At 59.3% G+C, this 20,048-nt stretch carries 15 protein-coding genes; 9 read left to right on the top strand and 6 right to left on the bottom strand.

The features are described from left to right. The 4 genes from I5L79_RS22500 to I5L79_RS22485 form a co-directional block, all read left to right on the top strand. Positions 1 to 1,749, top strand: a 1,749-nt coding sequence (locus tag I5L79_RS22500; protein WP_394368823.1) for a TonB-dependent receptor plug domain-containing protein, incomplete at its 5' end; no start/stop codon positions are given. Positions 1,750 to 1,812: 63 nt separating this feature from the next. Further along, entirely contained in the window at positions 1,813 to 2,394 is a 582-nt protein-coding gene (locus I5L79_RS22495; RefSeq protein WP_196957348.1) for a hypothetical protein, read from the top strand. A gap of 179 nt (positions 2,395 to 2,573) precedes the next feature. Beyond that, positions 2,574 to 2,837, top strand: coding sequence for a peptidase associated/transthyretin-like domain-containing protein (locus I5L79_RS22490; RefSeq protein WP_196957347.1), 264 nt, complete (start codon positions 2,574 to 2,576; stop codon positions 2,835 to 2,837). Between the two features lie 114 nt (positions 2,838 to 2,951). Then, a complete protein-coding gene (locus I5L79_RS22485) occupies positions 2,952 to 4,298 on the top strand; it encodes a M20/M25/M40 family metallo-hydrolase (RefSeq protein WP_196957346.1) in 1,347 nt (448 codons plus the stop codon). Positions 4,299 to 4,384: 86 nt separating this feature from the next. Here I5L79_RS22485 and I5L79_RS22480 read toward each other — a convergent pair whose 3' ends face one another. From I5L79_RS22480 to I5L79_RS22455, 6 genes are all read right to left on the bottom strand, one after another. Beyond that, entirely contained in the window at positions 4,385 to 5,098 is a 714-nt protein-coding gene (locus I5L79_RS22480; protein ID WP_196957345.1) for a hypothetical protein, read from the bottom strand. Positions 5,099 to 5,240: 142 nt separating this feature from the next. After that, positions 5,241 to 5,612: a hypothetical protein gene (locus tag I5L79_RS22475; protein ID WP_196957344.1), complete on the bottom strand. Its 372-nt coding sequence runs from the start codon at positions 5,610 to 5,612 to the stop codon at positions 5,241 to 5,243. 88 nt (positions 5,613 to 5,700) lie between these two features. Further along, positions 5,701 to 6,093: a hypothetical protein gene (locus I5L79_RS22470; protein ID WP_196957343.1), complete on the bottom strand. Its 393-nt coding sequence runs from the start codon at positions 6,091 to 6,093 to the stop codon at positions 5,701 to 5,703. A 156-nt stretch (positions 6,094 to 6,249) separates the two neighbouring features. Next, complete coding sequence (gene topA / locus I5L79_RS22465) at positions 6,250 to 8,610, bottom strand: type I DNA topoisomerase (protein WP_196957342.1); 2,361 nt, start codon at positions 8,608 to 8,610, stop codon at positions 6,250 to 6,252. Positions 8,611 to 8,707: 97 nt separating this feature from the next. Next, on the bottom strand, positions 8,708 to 8,953 hold the full coding sequence (locus tag I5L79_RS22460; protein WP_196957341.1) for a hypothetical protein: 246 nt from the start codon (positions 8,951 to 8,953) through the stop codon (positions 8,708 to 8,710). Positions 8,954 to 8,995: 42 nt separating this feature from the next. Next, positions 8,996 to 14,413 carry a toprim domain-containing protein gene (locus I5L79_RS22455; protein WP_196957340.1) on the bottom strand — a complete coding sequence of 1,806 codons (5,418 nt, stop codon included), beginning with the start codon at positions 14,411 to 14,413 and terminating at the stop codon, positions 8,996 to 8,998. Positions 14,414 to 14,599: 186 nt separating this feature from the next. Here I5L79_RS22455 and I5L79_RS22450 point away from each other — a divergent pair, with 186 nt between their 5' ends. The 5 genes from I5L79_RS22450 to I5L79_RS22430 all read left to right on the top strand — a co-directional run bounded on the left by I5L79_RS22450 (position 14,600) and on the right by I5L79_RS22430 (position 20,000). After that, positions 14,600 to 14,905 (top strand): hypothetical protein, encoded by a 306-nt coding sequence (locus I5L79_RS22450; protein WP_196957339.1) that lies wholly within the window; start codon positions 14,600 to 14,602, stop codon positions 14,903 to 14,905. A gap of 68 nt (positions 14,906 to 14,973) precedes the next feature. Next, positions 14,974 to 15,417, top strand: coding sequence for a hypothetical protein (locus tag I5L79_RS22445; protein WP_196957338.1), 444 nt, complete (start codon positions 14,974 to 14,976; stop codon positions 15,415 to 15,417). Positions 15,418 to 15,478: 61 nt separating this feature from the next. Beyond that, the gene (locus I5L79_RS22440) at positions 15,479 to 15,802 is read left to right on the top strand and encodes a hypothetical protein (protein WP_196957337.1); all 324 of its coding nucleotides are present in this window, start codon (positions 15,479 to 15,481) and stop codon (positions 15,800 to 15,802) included. After that, positions 15,762 to 18,401, top strand: coding sequence for a VirB4 family type IV secretion system protein (locus tag I5L79_RS22435; RefSeq protein ID WP_196957336.1), 2,640 nt, complete (start codon positions 15,762 to 15,764; stop codon positions 18,399 to 18,401). Before I5L79_RS22440 ends, I5L79_RS22435 begins: the two co-directional genes overlap by 41 nt. Positions 18,402 to 18,407: 6 nt before the next feature. Continuing rightward, on the top strand, positions 18,408 to 20,000 hold the full coding sequence (locus I5L79_RS22430) for a hypothetical protein (RefSeq protein WP_196957335.1): 1,593 nt from the start codon (positions 18,408 to 18,410) through the stop codon (positions 19,998 to 20,000). Positions 20,001 to 20,048 lie beyond the last annotated feature (48 nt).

Below are 20,048 nucleotides of genomic sequence, written 5' to 3'. Positions count from 1 at the left end.
GGCGGGGCGCTCAACGGCAAGACCGTGTTCATGCCCGGCTGGACCGAGCGCGAAATCATCGCCGGCGATGATAAGGCCATGCTTTACCGCATAGTCCCTTCCCTTCATTTTTTGGTGACGGACAAGGTAAAAGCAATGGTGGAGTTCAAGCGGGCCCAGGGCACGACGGCTTACCAGTTTACCAACCGCTACCGCCTATCCAACTTTGCAACAAATCAATTCCGGGCGGAGCTGAAAAGCGACCGCTGGTTTGTGCGCGCCTACCAGACCCAGGATTTCGGCAAGAACTCCTATGATTTGCCCTTCACCGGCAGCTTCATCCAAACCCAGAAGGACCCTCGCAGCGAAGCTGGGCTAAGCTACGCCCAGCAGTACTTCGGGGCCTACGCCCTGGCCTACAACACGTTTTTAGCTAACCCGGCCAACGCCGGCAACACGGCCGGGGCCGAGCAGGCTGCCCGCGCGCAGGCCGCCCCTTTTCAGCTTACGGCCGGCTCCCCCGAGTTTAATGAGGCCCGCTCGCGGGTAGTGAATGACGCAACGCCTGGCGTGGGCTCCCGCATCAACCCCAGCTCACTGCTCAACGATGTATCGGGGCAGTACGATTATCAATCAAAGCTGGTGAACGCGGTTGTCGGCGGTGCCTACCGCCAGTACCGGCTGGGTTCTGATGGCATGCTCTTCTCTGATCAGGACGGCAAGCGCATCATCAACGATGAGTTTGGAGCATACCTCCAACTTTCGAAAGAGCTGCTGCAGAACCGCCTGAAACTCACGGCTGCCGGGCGGGTCGATGACAGCAAAAACTTTAAGCCGGTGTTTTCGCCTCGGGGCTCGGCCGTGTTTGCCTTCGACAAGGCGAAGACGCACAACCTGCGGGCCAGTTATAACCAGGCCTACCGGACTCCAACCCAGCAAGGCCAGTACCTGAGCCTGGATCTTTCCCGGGTTTTGCTGCTGGGCAACATCAGCAATGGCTTCCAGGGCTATAGCACCGCCGTTGCCGGCTCCCTTGGCTCTATACTGAGCAATCCTGCTACGGCCCAGGAAACGCTGGACACCTACGCCTTGAATGCTGACCGGCTCAAACCGGAGCGTGTGGCCACGTGGGAAATCGGCTACAAGGGGCTGGTCGTGCCAAATGTCGTGCTTGATCTGAACTATTACCGGTCGAGCTATCAGGACTTCATTGGCCAAGTGCGCTTGATTTCCAATGTAGACGGGAGCCGTCCGACGCCGGCGCAGCTGGCGGCGGCGGCCACCGGGGCACGGCCGCTGCAGACCGGCCCGACGCGCGTGATCCAGGTGCAGGCCAACGCGGCCCAGCAGGTGCACGCCTCCGGCAGCATGGCCTCGCTGACTTACACGCCCCGCAAGCAGTTGAACCTGACGGGCAACTATACGCTCAGCCTGCTGGAGCGCAAGCGCCTGCCCGAGCGCTTCCAGGCCTACTACAACACGCCCCGCCACAAGTTCAATCTGGGCGCCTACGGGGAAGTAGGCAAGGCCTTCAACTACTCGCTCAACTACCGCTGGGCCGAAGGCCATTTATTTGAGTCGCCGTTTGCTGCCGGTGAGCTGAAGGCCTACTCCTCCCTCGATGCGCAGGTTGGTTACCACCTGAGCAAGTATCATACGACGGTCCAGGCCGGGGGCACTAACCTGGCCAACACGACCAACATACAGGTCTACGGCGGCCCCCAGATTAGCCGGCTAGCCTATCTGGGCCTAACTGTTGAACTGAAATAACTTCTACCGGACTGGCCCGGACGGGTATCCACCCGCCGGGCCAGTACCATTATACCCTCGACCATGAAACACTTGCGCATTTGGTTAGCCCTGCTCGCAGGCATGGCAATGGCAAAGACCCAGGGGCAATCGCTACCGCTGGAACAGCTGCATAAGCTCAGCACGCTGCCCCAGGGTTTGCCGCTGGCAAAAATGACGACCGTGCTGCTGCCGGTTGGCTGGACTTACCAGGGCCACCTGGATATGTCTCCTGAAGTTTACTGGACAACCGAACTGATGGCCACGGATAGCCTAGATGGGGAAACGCCCGAATCCTGGCTTAGCCTCCGGCCGATGCCGGGCAATCTTACGGACGTACTGTTTAAAACCCAGCTGGCGCGCAACTTCGAGCCATTGCGGCGGGAATTAAAGCGGATGAAAATTGAGCCTACGCCCGTTTATTGCCTGGAAGGTAAGGGGGAGCGATATGAGACAGCCTTCTACAGTTTAACGCTCTACAGTGGCAAGAAAGGCCAGTATCGCTACATCGCCGTTCTGCACCCGATTCCGGTTCCCTCCCCCATGGCGCCCGCTGCCCCGGCAGCGGTGGCGGAGCCAGCGCCCGTGCTGCCTAGCTCCACGATCGTTTCCACTACATCTCCCTGAGCATTGTTCACCTAGCCCAACAGATGTCACCCTATCTTTTAGGTCCTCTACTCGCTCAACTATGGCTTGCCGGTGTCAGGCTGGATTGCCCTGCTGACGGGGCAGTGCCATCGGCTGGCCGCTTCAGCAAGGTTGAGCGTCCAGCCCGTCGATGGCTTGCTGGTTCCGTTACCGACGAAATGACCAACCCGCTTTCCGGGGTATCCGTGCGCCCGCGGGGGCTGTTTGCCCAGGTAAGCGTAACGGACTCCCTAGGCAGATTTCGCCTGCAGATACCGGCCACTGGAGATGGCGCCGTTGTCGTAACCTTCGAAGGCTACTACGCCCAGCAGGTGCTGATCGGCCGAGGGGAAACCCTGCACGTGGTGCTTCAACCAATACCTGGTTTCTATCGCCGCTTTAACCGTGGGGCCATCAGCAGCACCCTACGCCGCTTCATGTAACTTGCGCCCATGCTTCGCCCACTTCTTCTTGTCCTTTTGGTAGCCACGGCCCTACTCGGGGCCGTGGTCCTGTTTAGAACCCTTCGGTTTACGCCAATTTCCCCGCCGGCACCAGTGAAAAACCCGGTCGTGGCCAAGCTGCCGGCCGCCGCCGTTGAGCACCTGCAGGCAGCCGTGCGGCTCCGCACGGAATCCTATCGTTCGGGCAACGTGGCGGATACGTCCCAGTTTTTGGGCTTTCACCGATTGCTGCAGCGCACGTACCCGCTACTGCATCGGACACTGCGCCGCCAGGTTGTCGGCGGTTATTCGCTTTGCTATGAGTGGGCCGGCCAGGAGCCTTCCGCCGCGCCAGTTATTGTGCTGGCGCACTATGATGTGGTCCCGGTAGATACGGCCACGCTGCCCCGCTGGAAATACCCGCCGTTTGGGGCCGTACAGGCTCATGATACCATCTGGGGGCGTGGCACAACGGATAACAAGGCTAATGCGGTGGCGCTGCTGGAAGCCGTAGAAAGTGCCCTTCTGCGTGGCCAGCAGCCCCGGCGCACCGTTTTTCTGGTGCTGGGCCACGATGAGGAAGTTGGCGGTATGCACGGCGCGCGCCAGGTAGCGCAGCTGCTGCAGCGGCGGGGCATCCGCCCGGCCTTCGTACTGGATGAAGGCGGCTACATCACGCGCAGAAAGGTTCCGGGCATGGTTGGTCGCCCGGTTGCGTTGATTGGCACTGCCGAGAAAGGCTATCTCTCCCTGCAGCTGAGCGCCAGCCTTGCCGGTGGGCATGCGGCCATGCCGGAAAAAGAGTCGGCTGTCGGGTTGGTAGCCGGGGCCGTGGCCTCGCTCCAGCAGCAGGAGTTTGCCGCCCAGCTGACCCCGGCCATGCAGGACTTTGCCACCCACGTCGGGCCTCACATGCCCTTCGGCCAACGGGTAGCCTTTGCCAATCAATGGCTGTTGCGGCCGCTTATTCTGCGCGCCTACCGTGCAACGGCTGCCGGCGCAGCAGCGGTCCGCACGACGATTGCGCCCACTGTTCTCCAGGCGGGTATGAAGGATAACGTCATCCCGGCTTCGGCCTCAGCCATAGTGAATTTACGGTTACTGCCAACCACTACGGCCGCCGGCACGCTGGCGCAGGTGCGGGCCTGGTTGCCGGATCAGCGCGTTCAGGTCCGGCCCGTGGGCCCGGTCTCGGAACCGACGGCGGCGGCTTCGACGGAAACGCTGGGCTACCGCCTCATTGACCAGCAGCTGCACCAACTGGTGCCGGGAGTGGTTACCACGCCCTTTCTGTTCGTTGCCCAGTCCGATGCCCGGCACTTTCAGCCCCTTACGACGGATATATACCGCTTTTCCCCCACTACTGACCCTCAGGGGATGCACGGTGAAAACGAATGCGTCTCCGTTGCCAGCTTCACGCAGACGTATTGTTATTTCGCCGGCATTCTGCGGGCGTTATAATAGTCGGCACGAGGACAAAAAAGGGAAGCCTGGAGCAGGCTTCCCTTTTTTCTTGCAAAGTGCAAGATGGCAGGCCTCATCAAAAGCTACCTTATTATAATTTTTTCATCTTTAAGACGTTTGACAAGCGAAGCACATATTTCTATTGACGGCTTGGTAATGGGTTGTGAGTTATTGTCTCTGTACTGAGCTATAACGATGGCTAAATGTCCTGCATGATATGCGAAATCACATAAGTTGAAATCTTCACTTGAATCATTAGTTCTATGCTGATAACAAAAACTATGCACTCTTTCATGCACTATAGTGCCTGCAACATAAGTAGGGGTGCGAGAGGTCCTGTCTAAATTGTCAACATTGAAGTTGATTTTTTCTGAACAAGCTACTGTGCTTCCTGTGACATCGTCGTCAGTATAGCCGTCTTTAGCAACAAACTGCTTTACCGTCGGCAAGCCGCGCGACCGAAACTCAGAAAGGAAGAAGGTAACAGGATCTTTATGATGTTGTTCAGGAACCTCCTCTAACCGATCATGATCCCATTCATAGACTCCAGCAGTTGATTGAGCAATGAGAATCCTCCTAAATAGAGAGTCATTAATAGAATTTTCAGCAATAGCCAATGCCGAAGTCAATTTCGTAAGCTGCTTATCAGTAAATTTTAAAGGAGCGCTTTTGTTTTCCTCTATAGGGTGGAGGGTATCGTATACTTTATCGTTCTGATTACAGCTCATCAAACTAGCTGAAATCAATACCAGTTGAAGACAAGTTAAGGTTAAGTAACCGAGAGAATTGGTCTTCATGGGTTCCAAGTCAGTTTTATAAAATTAGCCAAAACAGGTTGGCAGTATGAGTATAGCAACAATAATCGGCATATCATAATATTTTAATAGATAATACACAAAGCATTAATTCTACTTTTTAATCGGGTAAGAAAAGTAGCCCCTATTTTGTCCCTGTCCGGTCAATTCCGTTCGGATGGCGCGTAATGCCCGGGCCCAATAAAGTGGAGTCCAGGACGGTATGCATCATCAGCTCCGCCAGCACTTTTTCGGGTGCCTCCGCCAGCCAGTCTGCCAACCGAAATACCTCCGCCAAACTCAGCCCTGCTGGATCTTTGCGCCGCTTCAGATAGGTGCGAAACGTCATGCCCAATCGATCCGTGATAGTGCGTACCGGTGCTTTTTTGGAATCTACCATTTCAGCAAACGTGCGGGCATTCGGCGCAATGGGCACGGCCTGGCCTGGGAACTCTACTGAAGGTTTAGGCATGAAAAACGGCTTGTTCAGGTTGTGAAGCGGCAAGAATGAAGACATCGGGCAACGCCCAAATGTAGAAAGACCCATCTAAAGCAAAAAACCCCGGCCGTTAGGCCAGGGTTTGCAAATGGGCTGTTGCCGGGCGTTAGCCATCGGCTTCGTCGTCGTCAGCCCGAGCGCTTCGTAGTTCCGGCGGCCCCGTAAAGGCATAAGGCGCCAACTGGATACCGCTCGCAGCTACATAGCCGCGGCAGTTACCATCCGGGCTTAGCTCTTCCGCTACCGAAACCCGGTAGCCGTAGTTGCGGAACATGCGCTGAAACAAGCGAAGCCGTTGGACGGTAAAGGCCGTTCGGCTCATACCAAAGGCCCCTTTCGGGCCTTTCAGCAGGGCACGGACTACTGCCTGAGGCAGCCGCACGTGCCGGCCGATGGCCGATATATTCCAGGGGCGTTTAGGGTCATCATTGCGTTCAAACCAAGACTGGAGGTGCTGCCAGCCTTGGGGTTCGTCGAGGATAGTGCGGGCATTCGGCATGTGCGGGAGCGAGCGGTCAGCCCGTCCTTTTAAGTGGAAAATATGCAAATATGCCACTAATTTTAGTAGCATAACAGTGCATTGGAAATATGCCAAAATAAATTCAGATAGCCGCGTTTTACATCATTATCCTTTTAAAAAACCATAATTTTTTACTCAGGAATTCGCCGCCTTCTTCGCTAATAAGGCCTTGAACTTCTTTACATGCGCCTGGGCCTGGGCTTTGTCCCAGCCGCGTACCTCTTCCTCCGTGACCTTGACTAAGGGAGCAGAGTCGGTCCCATTTGTCAGGTAGAGTTTGTTTTGCTTGCTTCTGCGAAGGGTCCATTTCTCATCTATCCGATGTACTATCTCAGCCTCTTTCTGCGCTAGGGCTTCCCGAATAGCCTGTTCGGCCTGGCTAGCGGTAATTGTTTCGAGTGCTGGTTGGGGCTGATCTTTCTCAGCCAGGAAAAAGACCTGGTCTTTCCATACCAAGTAGACCTGATTGCTCTTGCTTATGCCGACTTCAATGGGCTTCTTTTCCAAGCTGCCTACTTGCCGCTTCTGGCGCTTACGGCCTTCCTGAATGAGTATGACTGCTTGCTCAACGGTCAAAGCCAACGCGTCCAGGGGGGCAGCCACCGGGTAGAACTGCTCATCATATCTTACCCAGTCACCATTCTGGCCCTTTCCGCTGGTTATGGGCTTATCCAGCCAGCTTCCGACCTGATAAGCCTTTTTAGGCGGCGGCAAATCCACTTCCGCTGCTGTGCGCAGGGCAGTCAGGCGACCGTCGAAAGCCGGAACTACGTCAACAAACCGCCGTTTGCCCTCCGCTACCTCATCGAATTCAGCCTCACACGTGGCGGTAAAGTCCAGGTTCACGATATCTCTGAAGTATCGCAGTAAAAAGTCCGTTACGCCGCTGCCGCGCTCCGTGGGCAGCAGCTTGTTTTTGTCTCCTCCAATCGTTTCACTGCGAGTTTCTTCGCTAAGGTTTCCGCCTTCCCAAATCAAGGTTTTTGCCGTGACTTTCTTGCCTGCTACGCTACCACTGGCCACGTACTCCCGGGCGTGAATAGTCCGCAAGGTGCTGGCATAGGTACTAGGACGCCCGATCTGCAAGCGCTCCAGCTCGGCTACCAGCGTGGCTTCATCGAATCGACGCGGGGGCTTCTGGCTCCGGCCGGCGGCGCGCACCCGGCGCAGCTCGACTCCTTCACCCTCGGCCACTGGATGCTGCAGCGTGCCCCCTTCTGCTCCCTCGGCTACGGCCGTATCCTCATCGACCTCTTCTGCTGCTTCCTGGTAGGCCCGGCGGTAGCCATCAAACCGAAGTACGCGGGCCGTGCTTTGAAACGTGAGCCCCTCCGGGCCGGGCCGGGCCGCCGCCAGTAGAATAGTCGTCTGGTCGAACTGGGCATTGCTCATTTGCGAGGCCAGGGCCCGGGCGTAGATGAGTTGGTAGAGCTGCTGTTGCTGCTCCGTATCACCGGCCCTGGGTTGATCCCAGTGCGTTGGTCGGATAGCTTCATGGGCACCCTGGCTCCCAGCCTTTTCGCGGAACGTTCGGCCGGAGCCGCCCACGGCGTACGATGGGCCATACTGCAGGTGAATCTGCGCGGCCGCTTCCCGACGGGCTTCCTCGCTTAAGTTCACGCTGTCGGTACGAATATAGGTTATATGGCCGCTTTCAAACAGCTTTTGCGCCAGGTCAGATACCTGCTGCACCGTCAGGTGCAGCTTCTTCACTCCGTCCTGCTGCAGGCTGCTGGTAGAGTAAGGGGCAGGCGGGCTAATGGCCACGGGCTGCTGCTCAACCTTCATCACGCCAAAGTCCCGGGCCTGGGTGATGCGCTCCAGCAGTGAGCGGGCCTCCTCTTCGGTTTGCGGCGCCTCCCCAACCCAACGGGCGGGTAACAGCTCCGCCGCCGGCGTCTGAAATACGGCACTGACAGGATAGGTACGCTTGCCGGTAAAGGCCAGGATCGTTCGCTCCCGCTCGACGACAAGCCGGGTAGCGACACTTTGTACCCGGCCGGCTGAGTAGCCCTTCGCTTGAAAGTGGCGGGTTAACAACGGCGAGACTTCCCAGCCAACGAGCCGGTCAACGGCCCGCCGGCACTCCTGGGCGGCTACCAGCGCAACATCCAGACGGCGGGGCGCGGCGACGGCCGCCAGAATCGCAGGCCCGGTAATCTCCTGGAACGTCACGCGCTTGGCCGTTTTTACATCCAGGCCCAATACCTGACAAAGATGATAGCTGATGGCCTCTCCCTCCCGGTCCGGGTCCGTGGCCAGGTAGACGTTCTGTGGGCCGACCTGCCGCACTTTCGCTTTCAAATTAGAAACCGTGCCCTCCTTATCGGCATTGATCAGGTAGTGCATGCGGTAGTTGTTGCTGCGGTCGATGCCCAGCTCTTTCAGCGGCAGATCCCGTATATGGCCGACACTGGCCTCCACGTGCCAGCCTGCCGGCAGCAGGGCACTTATCTTCTTTATTTTATTCGGGCTTTCTACGATTAGTAAGTTCATCTTCAGGTTGAGAGGTGAGGGGGCGGCAGGGAAAAAGGCCGCTGGGGCCTACAGCTTGTCCAACGGCCTTTTTCTCGTGCTATGGCAGTGCGCCCGGTTAGGATTTTGCCAGCCAGTTGCAGAGCATCAGCCCAAACAAGGCCAACGCGGTGCAGAAAAAGCGGAAGTCTATCTCCTGCTTCCATAATGCCGCCCGTTCTTGGCGGGTAAAGGGGTCGAAAGGCAGGTTTCGCCGCCGTTCCATCAGGGCGCGGCCATACTGGTAGAGGTAATAGCCAGCCGTGGGGATGCCGCCCAGCAACAGGCCCCAGCCCAGCAGCACAAACATGTCATATGTATTCATCAGGGTGCAGGAAAAAGTGAAAAAATGCAGCAACAGTAAGGGCTAGCTTCGTTCACGCTCCATCGACGTGGACCCATTGCCACCCGATTCCCGGGCTACGTCACGCGCGCCCTGCAGGCGGGCGCCCCGGTCTTCCCCATTTTCCTTCACCTGGATACCACTGCTGTTGGCGGCCTTGTCCAAGGTGTCGTTGATGTGCTGGATGTTGGGCGTTTTGGTATGGTAGCTCACCGGCATCTCGACGTGGTTGCCGACTACTTTGGCCTCGCCGACGATGGCCCCTCCCTTGCTCAGCTCGCCGCCGATGGTCTCGGCGCGGGCCTTGCCCTTCTCGGGCGTATCATCAATTGAAATCACGGCCTGGTTGAACTTGCCGGTGCGCGTTTCCAGCTCCGGCCCCGGCTGCTGGGGCTTTTGTTCCTTTACCTCGATGCCTTCGCTCTTCGCGGCCGTATCAAGCACTTTGTTTACGCGCTCCAGCTGCTCCTGCTGGGTGTGGTAGGAATAGCGGATGGCAGTACCGGGAACACCGTCGCCCCGTTCCCCCCCTGCCCCGACTTGCGCCCCGGCTTTCTGCAGGGCCTCGCGCACGGTGGCCGAGCGCGTGCGTTCCTCCTCCGTGTCGCGCACCAGCACCACCCCTTGCTGCCAATTGCCCGGGCCATGGGGCGGGCCGGCCGCGTAGGCCGATGCAGCCGCAACCGTTGTGCCGCTGATGGCCGGTACTTCGCCCCCGTACAGGCGTTGCCGCTCCCGCTGCTGCGTCATGGATTCCTCCAGGTTAATTCCGGGTTGGCGGCCTGCTGTTTCCAAAGTCTGGGCTATGCCGGCGCTCTGTGGGCCCAGCGGATAGCTCGCCGTGAAATGCTGGCGGCTCAGGTCCTGCCCGCTCTCGCGCTTTTGCAACTCGCTGACGATGGCTCCCTGTTGCTGCAGATCCTGACGCAGCTGCTGGGCGCGTTGCTGCAGGCCTTCCTCAACGATACTGATGCCGACTGTCCGGAACGGCTGCTCGCTCACGCTGGTCGTCGTCGTGGCCACGGCCGGCTGCGGTGCTGGCGCGGGTTCAATGGCCCGTTCCGGGGTGCGCACGGCGGGGGCTGCCTCTACGGCCCGCTCAGCGCCTGGGGCCGGGGTGCTTGCCTGCTGTGGCCCGGTTACCTCGCGGGCCGCGCGGTGGGTTTCTATTACCTCCAGCACTTTGTCCTGCGGCACGGCGGCGGGATGGTAGCTGACGACCATTTCGCGGCCACCAGCCCCGTCGGGCAGCGTACCGCCTACCTGCGCCCCTACTTTTACCAATTGCGCCGTCACCGGTGCCAGTTCATCATCGCGCCGGTCCCGCAATACCTGCGTTTTCCAGCCTTCCGCCGGATAGTAATCGCGGCTTTGTTGCCCCACGCTGGCTGCACCAGTGCCCTGTTGCCCGGCAACGGCGGCCTCGCGGCCTGGGTCCTTGGGGTGGATTGCCTCCGGGGCGAAGTTCAGGGGAACGCCGGGTTCGCGCTGGCGCCGCTCCAACTCCCAGCTACGTTCCATGGCCTGGCCACCCCGTTCCTTATAGAGTACTGTATCGGCTTGCTGCGCGGCCCGTAGCTGCTCCTGTATCTGGGGTAGCTCGGGCTGGTCGATGCGGTAGCCCACCATGATGCGCAGTTGCTCGCGGCCGGCCAGGTCGCGGTGTGGTTCCACGGCCGTAACAGACGCCCCGGCTTGCTCAAAGTCCTTGCGCATCACCCGCAACTTATCCTCGTTGTGGCCGGCTGCCGACATATTGATTTCGGCATAGCGGTAAGGGTGCTCCACGGCCGGGGAGCGCTGCTGCTCGGTGGCCAGGTCGAATGCTGGCGCTTTTGACGCCCCTACTTCCGGCTGTCCTCGCCGCTCCAACTCCAGCAGGCGCTCGGCTGACAGGCCGGGTTGCTCATTGACGCGAAGCTGGCCCTCCTTCTGCGTTTCCGACAAAAGCCGGTGGATCTGCGGCAGCTCCGTCTGGTCCAGGCGGTAGGCGACCATCGCCGTCTGTACGCCACTGCCCGGCTCCTGCTGCAGCGGGCTGGGGGTCGCGCCGGCCCGCTCCAACTGCCGCACTGATTCCTGCAGACGCTGCGCATTTTCCGCACCACTACCAGCCTCCAACTGCACACAACGAACCGGATGCGAAGCATCGGGCGTGTGCATACTGCGCGGCACGTCCTCGTAGCTTGGGGCTTTGGTTCCGGCTCCCTCCATTGCTTTTTCCCGGAAAATTTGGTCCAGGCCTTCCATGGGGTGCATACCTCCTCCCGGCTGCTGGCGCTGCTGCGCGGCCGCTGCGGCTAGTAGCCCCGAAGTCAACTGCCGGTCGGCTTCCTCCCGAGCGCGCTGGGCCTCCGGTGTGTTAGCCTGCCGCTCCCGCTCCGCTTGCTGCCGAGCCGTTTCCTGCTCGGCCTGCTGCCGGCGTAGCTCCGCCTGTCGCTCCCGTTCAGCGTTGGCCAGGGCTTCGCGGGCCTGCTGCTGCCGGGCTCCTTCTTCCAGCTCTACCCCGGGGCTGCGTTTGAGCGCATCCAGCACGTTTCCGATGCCCAGGGGATTCTGCTCCGTTTGATAGGCAATGCGTAGCTCCTCGCGCACGAAGCCCGCCGGCGCTTCGACGCGCTGCTGCCCCTGAATGAGGACGCCATTAGCGCGCAGATCATCCAGGATCTGTGGGGTACGCGTAGCCGCGTCCTGGGCCTCTGTCAGGCGGACCAGGCCAGCAGCCCACCCACCGGCTTCCCCAACGCTTACGCGGCGTTCCACATCGTAGCGGTTGCCGCCATTTTCACTCATTTGCCGGGTAGCTTCGCTGATGGCGCCCAGGCGGGGGTCCTGTAAATGAAAGCTAACCAGCTGCGTCTGCTCACCCTGGCTCTGCCCCGCCAACGGCACGATAACCCCCCCCGCTTTTCGCACCACATCGGCCTGCTCCCGCAGCTCGGGGCTGCCACTTGGAGCCGCGCTGGTCACGGCGTAGGTTACCCATTCGGTACTGCTGGATGGATACGTTGGGCGCAGCGAGTTTACCGCCCTGCCGGCAGCCTGTTCTTCCTGGCTGAATACGGCGGCCCCCGCCTGGCGCACCTGCCGGGCCTGCGCGGGCTCCTCGACCATCACGCCGGGACTGCGCTCAGCAGCCCGCAGTACGGCTTCTACGCCGGCAGCCGCCTGGCCGGGTGCCGGATCGTATTTGAAATCTATCCGTCGCTCCATGATTCCTGGAGCAACTTCGCGCTGCACGATGTTGCCCACGCCGGCGCCTTCGGCTTTCAGATCTTTCCATACCGGTACCGCCCGGTTTTCTCCCCCGGCTTTTTCATCGAGTACGATTACAGCGCCTCGCTGCACACCACTTCCCCCTAGTTCCTGAACCGTCTGGTAGCGCTCATGCATTGACTTGTCCGCCTGCTGCACGGCTAGTACCAACGGCCCTGGCTGCCCTTTTTCCTGCAGGGCTGGCAATTTCTCCGCTATCGCTATCGCCCCATTCAGGTTTTCGCGGTCAAGGCCCCGCAAAGGCATAATATCCCGCTCCAGTACATTCCGGCTTATTTCGCTTAATCGGGCCGCCTGCAGGGGAATACCTTGCTCTTCGAGGCCTTTGCTTAACTCCTTCGTTGCTGCGCTGAAAACCGCTTTACTTTCGGCCAACTGGCGCTCCGGCAACTCTACTGGCTTAACGGCAGGGGCGTTTGTAAGCTGCCGGCGCTCCTGCGCGTGCGCCTCGGTTTCGGTCAGCGTGACGCCGGGGGCGCGGCTGATAATTTCCAGCTGGGTGCTGATTGCCTTGCGTTGTGGCTCGGGGTCGGTCACCAGGTACTGCGCCTGCAGGTGCGTGGTGCGCACACCGCTGGCTTGGTCAATTTCCTGTTTCCGGTCAAGGATTGATAGGCCAGCCTTACGAAGGTCCTGCTCAATCTGGCCGGCGGCTCCGCCCCCGTTCTGCCGCTGGCCTTGTTCGACAATCTCCAGCATCAAGGGGCGCTCGATGGGCGAAACGCTAGCCTGCTGGGCAGTCACCCCTTTGTCGAATCCGGCCTGCTCGCGGGCGCGCTGCATCCGCTGTTCCGTTTGCTGATCGGTCAGGTCCTGGTTATAATCCTTACTCAGGGCCGCTTCCCACTTGAAAAAACCAGGCGGTGTGCGCTGCGCTTCCGGCATGCCCGCTTCACGCTGGGCGTGCAGCTCCTGCACCAAACCGCGCAGCTGTGGCAGTTGGTCGTTGGTAACCGTCACGCGGGCTACGGTTTGGTCACTGCCCATGCGGACCACTTCCAGCGACGCAGCTTGATCGCCCCCTTCCTTGCGCCAGCCGTCAACCTTTTCCTGCAGGCCGGCCACGGCCGCCCGCCCCTCGCGCTGGCGTTCGGTTTCAAAGGTAATTTTCAGATCCGTGTGGTACTCACCCCCGCGCTGGGCCCGCCAAGTAACGTTGCCGCGCTGCTGCTCGGGCGTCTCACTACCCGTTTCCAGGGCCACGTTTTGCCGCGGTGCCCGGAAGTCGTTCATGTAGTTGAGGTTGAAGCGCACCCCTGCCGCATCGTTATCGTTGGCCAGCACCACCTCTTTCGGCTGCTGCCGGTCGATGACCTTTTGCATCAGCTCCACCTGCCGCTGCGAGACGGTGCCGCTGCTGGTGATGTACATGGTACTTGGCCCTGATCCGCCTGGCTGCTCCAGCTGGTACTTGCTCATGGCGTCAATCGGGCTTTCCCCGACGACGATACGCTCTACGGCGCTCCCCTTGCCCTGCGTAGGGTGGCTGACCCAGATGCCGTCGCGGGGTCCGGGCATCTGTGACTTGAAATTGTGGTTGCGCTCCTCGTAGGACGAAAACCCACCTTCATTGAGCAGCGGGAACACCGTGTTCTTATGCGGGCCGTTCTGGCCGGTGAACACGCGCCCCTGAAAGGCCGGGGCGTTGATCGTCTCGTCGCTCAGGCCCCGCTCACGCAGGTAGCTTTTATCGGTCAGGGCCGGCTGTACGCCCAGGGTCCGCTTCAGCAACTCATCTCGCCGTTCACGGGGGTCCTCCGGCAGGGAGGCATCCGGCCCGCGCTCGGCCTGGCGCGTGCGCGTCGGTTCCGGCCGCAGGGCCAGCTGCTGCCGATCCTGCTCCGGGCCGCCCTCTCCCAGGTACTGACGTAGCTGCTGCCGCGTCTGGCCAAGGTTCAGACCATCCCGGGTCTTTACAAAGTCTACTACCGAGCCGCTGTCCTTCGTGTCGTGGGCGTTCATGTACACGTCACGCCCATCCTTTTTGCTTACAATCAGGATTTCCCCTCCCTTCTCCAGCTTATGCCAGGAGTCGTTACGGGCCTTGTCGGTAATGTCATACCCATAGCGGCCGGTGGCCAGGGGTACGATAGGTATTTGGTCTTTGAAGCGTTCCAGCTCCGAGTCGTCGTTTGGCCGCGGGCGGCCCCCCGTTGGTGAGTTCATGGGCAGTTGGGATGAAGAAGGAAAATGGACATTAAGTAGACAATACTACGCAATGACGCCTCCTTTATCACGCAATTAATCTTAATTGCTGTACTGCAATTAGAAAAAATTGCGCAAAGTCTTTTTTGATTCGGTTTTTTCGCATCTTTGGCAGCGAAATGCAATCAAAGTTAATCGCGTAAAGCCGTGAACCCTTCCCTTTATCTGATTCTCGCCGGGTGGCTTTCCGGCATGGGTATCCTGGTGTATGTGGTGATCAACCGCATGCAGCGAGCAGCCCACAAACGGGAACAGAATAAGCGTTTGACGGCTCTCAAACCACCTGCCCCCGGGCAGAATCATGAGTCGCTGCCACGCACCACGTACCGGCTTGAGCCAGAGCTTCCCCCTAATCCAACCAAGCAGCCTGACAAGTATGCTGAGTACCTGGAGCAGCAGTCCAAGTGGACCTTGTGGCAGCAGCTGAAGAACCAGCCTTTACCGGAGGCCTAGCCTCCATTTCACCTCCTTTTTTTCACCATTTACCCTTTCTCACATTTTTTCATTTTTTCCCAATTACCATGAACAACGTTCTAAGCAAAATCACTGAGGCCTGGAACCGGGCACAGGGAGCTACCGCCACCGTGGTGGCTGATGCAACCGTCGCTTTTAACAAGGCGCATTTCCAGTCACACAACATGACCAAGTGGGACCGCCGCATTTATGGCACCCTGATGGTACTGGGTGGCTTCATCGGGCAAGTGAATGCCCAGACTGGCGGCGTCAGCTCCACGCTGACTTCCTTCAAGGCCACGGTGCTGCTTATAGCGCAGGGCATCTTCGCCGTGTTCCTGATGATCGGCCTGGTTAAAACCGCCAAGAAGTTCATCGGTGGCGAGCCGGACGCCATGACCAGCATGATGTGGCTGGCCGGCGGCGTGTTGCTCTTCTGGGGCTTCAACTCCCTCAAATCTCAAATCGTGGGCAACACCGGCAACAGCGGTGGCGGCGGTAACGTGGAATAATGAACGCAGTAGGGCGGCACCTGCGCCGCCCTACTTCTCTTCTTTTTCATAAGCACGTTCGATGCGCTCCTACAAAAGCATTGAAAGGCCGGCCCAGGTTCTCGGAATGGATATCCAGAGCCTGGGCCTTGTTTTTGGCCTTGTCATCGGTGGCGGGATGCTCCTGGCCCTGCTCAGCATGGGCACTACGATTAATCCGCTCATCTACCTGATCCTGATTCTAACGGCGGTGGGCCTGTTTTTCACGCTGCGGTACCTGAATAAGCACCGCCCCCCCGGCTTTCTGATGGGCTACGCCAGCTACCATCTACGCCAACCTAAACGCCTCACCATAGGCATTCACCATGTTCAAAAGCAAAAAGGTAAAGCAGGGCGGGCTAAGTGATGCCCTCCCGGTATATCTCTACGACAATCATAAGCTAGTCCTGAAAGACGGTCGGGTTGGAGTGGCTTTCAAGCTTACTCCCGTGGAGATGGAGCTGTGGGACCCGGACCAGTATACGGCCTGCCACGTCGCGTTCCAGGCGGCGCTGAAGGTGCTGCCGCCCGGCACGGTCGTGCAGAAAACCGATGTGTACTACGACCGGCCCTATGTCCATCCGCCGGCGCCTGGCCAGTACTTCAGCAGCCGCATGGGCCAGTATTTCGGCAACCGTATGGTGCTCTACCATTCGCCTTACCTATTTCTGAGCTTCGCCCCCGTATCGTCCAAGTCAAGTGGTAAACCCAGCGGTAAAAAGGAAAAGCCTCCACGCCCGGTTTCGGCCCTGAACGCATTGATCAACAATGTGGATCAGAAGCTGCCGGATAACCCCTTCGAGTCGGTAACCCAGACGCTGGCGCTGGCCGACCAGTATACCCAGGAGTTTATTCAGGCCATGCGGGGCATACCGGATATTACGCTGGAGCGGATGGATGAGCACCAGATCCGTGCCCTGTACCTGCAGTTCCTAAACCTGGACTTTGACCGGCAGCCCCAGCATTACGAACGGGAGCTGTATAACGAAGTGGGTACGCTGGCCGTCGGGGAGCAAAAAGTCTCCTGCGTGAGCCTGACGGGCCAGGGCCTGCAGATGTTTCCCTGCGTGCGCAACAACTACGGGGTGACTTCCCCCATGCTGTACCCGCTCACCCATTTTCTGGCAATCCCGCACATCCTGACCCAGTCTATCCAGGTGGTTGACACGAAAGCGGAGCTGGAAACCCTGGACCGCGACAAGACCATCAATAAATCGCTCTCCAAGCTGGCCACGCAGGATAATCACTTGCGTGTAGCGGAAATTGATGCCTTCTCGGCCGAAGTGCGGGCCGAGGGCAAACAGCTTTGCAAGCTCCACGTCAGCCTCCTGACCTGGGAAACCCAGGATGCGTTGCGGAAAGAAAATGTGGAGAAAGCCGCCGCTGCCATGCGCTCCATGTTCAGCTCGGAAGCAGCTGTCGAGAACTTCCTTACGCTGCCCCTCTTCTTCGCGGCCCTGCCCTGCAACGGGTATCAGGTGCCAGACCGCTGGCTGCCGACGACCACGGACCGGGCGGCCTGCTACGTGCATTGGACGACAACCTTTAAGTCCGCCCGCACGGGGGAATACATCTGTGACCGCTTCCGCAACCTGGTTCGCATCAACCTGTTTGATGTCACCCAGGACAACCAGAACAGCATCACGATCGGCCCCTCCGGCTCGGGCAAGAGCTATACTATGGGCAACTTCATTGCCCAGCGGTTTGAGAACGGCGCGCGGCAGATCATTATCGACGTGGGCGGCTCTTACCGCAATACCTGTCAGTCACTTAACGGACCGGATTTCGATAAGTCCTACTTCGAATACGACCCGGCCAACCCGATTGAGTTCGCGCCCTTCTTTGTTCCGCGCGATGCGGAAAATAAGTGGCTCTACACCGATGAAAAGCTCAATTTCCACCTGGCCCTGCTGGCGGCGCTGTGGAAGTCGGGCAAAGACGGCGTGCTGACCAAATCCGAGCGCGCTATTCTCTCCCGCTTTCTGCAGGACTACTATGCCACGCTCAACAAGGACGACAAGCTCGGCCACCACGATGAGAATTACCCTGGCATGCAGAGCTTCTACAACTTTGTGCAGGACTACCACGAGCGCATGACCGTGCGACTGGACGCAGCTGAGCTGGAGAAGCTGGACCCGTACCTACTCAAGCAGCGGGAACAATACCGCAAGGACTCGGCCTACATCCAGATGGACGAGTTTTTTCTGGTACTGGGTGAATATGTGGAAGGGGGACGTTACGCCAAGGTGCTGAACGCGAAGCTCGACGTGGATCTGTCGGACTACCGGCTGATCTGCTTTGATATGCTGCGCGTGAAGGCCGACCCGACGCTCTACCCGGTAGTGGCAATGCTTATCACGGAATTGTCGCTGGATCTGTTCCGCAAGTTCCCGCATGACGTGAAGTACATCCTGATGGATGAAGCCTGGTCGATGTTGAGCGGAGCCCTGGAGGACTTTATCGTGAACATGTACCGCACCATTCGCAAAACGAATGGCTCCATCGGTATCATCACCCAGGGGATAAAGGAAATCGTGGAATCCCCGATTGGCTACACGCTCATCGACAACTCGGCCACGAAAATCATCCTGCGCCACACCAACGAGGCCAGCTTGGAGCGCCTGGAAAAGCCAATGGGCTTTACTACCCACGAAATGAGCCTGATCCGCTCCATTCAGTCCGGGGAGGGCTGGCGGCAGTTCCTCATCAAGCAGGGTCCCGTCGCCAAGATTTACACCTTGGAAGCGGCTCCGGCGCTGAACGCTATTCTCAGCTCGCGGGCGGCCGATCGCAACCTGCTTAACAGCCTGGTAACCCATTACCAGCGCCGCCTGCCGGTGGCCGTGCTTGATCCGCAAACCGGCCGGCCGAAGATAGGCCCGGATGGCTTGCCGGAATACTCCACCATCATTGAGCAGCGCCTTGATTTCGCTGTGGATGAGTTCGTTTCCTCCACCTCAAAATAGCCTGCTATGCTCCTTACCCTACTTCTTTCGGGCATCGGCGGGGACCTGAATGTTCAGATCTCCCAGGCTGCGTACGACATGACCCGCAACGTCATTGTGCTGTTGGTTTCCTCCGTGGTGCCCATCATGATGACGATTACGCTAGTCACCACGATTGGCCGTGGGTATCTAAGCGGGCAGTCGCTGCAGATTGACCTGGCCCCTTTATTCAAAATCCTGTTCATCGCCGGCTTTCTGCTTTCCTATCGGACCCTGATGCCGAAAGTGGGTGATTCGATTTACTGGATCTCGCGGGCCGTGACGGGTAACGGGGCGCAGGCCCAAGCTTACGCGACGCTGGAAAGCCTGAAGCCTCAGCCACCTGGTGCCCCGGCCCCGCCAACGCCGGGCTCTGTAGCCAACGGCACGCAGGATCAGCCCTCGGTCATTTCTGGCCTGGCCAATGAAATAGCTTCCATTGCTGGCTCTATCTCCGGGTTCTCGATGCGCCAGTGGCTCCTGGAGCTGGCCACGGGTACCATTGCTCAGCTGATTCAGGTTTGCATGCTGTTTATCCAGGCTTTCCTGGCAGGTTTCCTATTCGTGGTCGGCCCCATAGCATTCACCCTCTCCATGCTGCCTGGCTGGGGAGGGTTGATGAAGTCCTGGTTTCAGTCGTTTCTGAGCGTGAACTTGTGGACGGTGACCTTCGCCATCATAAATAAGCTGTTCGCGCAGTATTCGGCGGCAATGGCGGCGTTGGCGGCTTCTAAGATTACCACCGTCGATCAATACTTTGCCGCCTACGCCTCCGATGGACAGTACCAGGTAGCCTGCATTATTTTTATTGTCATGTACCTGATGGTGCCCTACATGACCTCGCTCATTGTAGGTTCCTCAGCAGCGCAGAGCTTCGTCGGGGCTGCAGCTGGCCTGGTTGCCTCCCGCGCAGCCATGGGTGCCGGAAAGGCCGTGGGCAGCGCCGTCGGTGCCGCAGGCAACGGCGTTTCAACAATGGCCGGGGCTATGGCCAACGACCTGCGAGGGGCTGGTGGGGCCATCAATACGGCGATGGGTGGATTTGGTGGGTTTGGCGGGGGCGGAGGGGGCGCAGCCGCTGGGGCCGCCGCCGGTGGTAGCGCCTCGATGGGGGTTGCCCCCATGATGCCCGGAGCGGGGGCCGTGAGTGGCTCGGCCCGCACAGCGAACAGCTACGCCAACGCTGGCTACTCTCCGCCCCTGACTTCACTTGGTGCACCGTCTTCGTCACCCGGCGGATCGGCCGGGGCTTGGGGAGCCGCGGCGCCCTCCAATCCAGGTGCTCCAAACCACATTGTCAACCTGGGCAGCAGCAACACCTTACGGGGCACAGCCTTCGGTACGGGTCAGGTGGGGGCTGCTCCGCCATCCGCCGGCGCTGGGACCTCGGCGCAGGCGGCGCTGCCAGCGCCGCCGACACTTTCGGCCCCTTCCTCCACGGGCGGAAATCGCTCCCAGGGTGGTTCCGACGATGGTACCGGCGCCGTCGATGTCACCAGCGGCCCAGGGGGTGGCAAGCCCCAGCCCCCAACGATGATTGCCCCTGGCCTAGGCCATAGCGGTTCCGGCGGCTCCTTCTAGCCTCTTTCACTCATTCACTTTTCACCCCTGGTAACCTGGGCATTCGGG

It is taken from the genome of Hymenobacter guriensis (assembly GCF_015773195.1).
Lineage (GTDB): Bacteria > Bacteroidota > Bacteroidia > Cytophagales > Hymenobacteraceae > Hymenobacter > Hymenobacter guriensis.
Note: the sequence above shows the minus strand (reverse complement) of the source record. Positions and strands in the feature narration are given on the sequence as shown.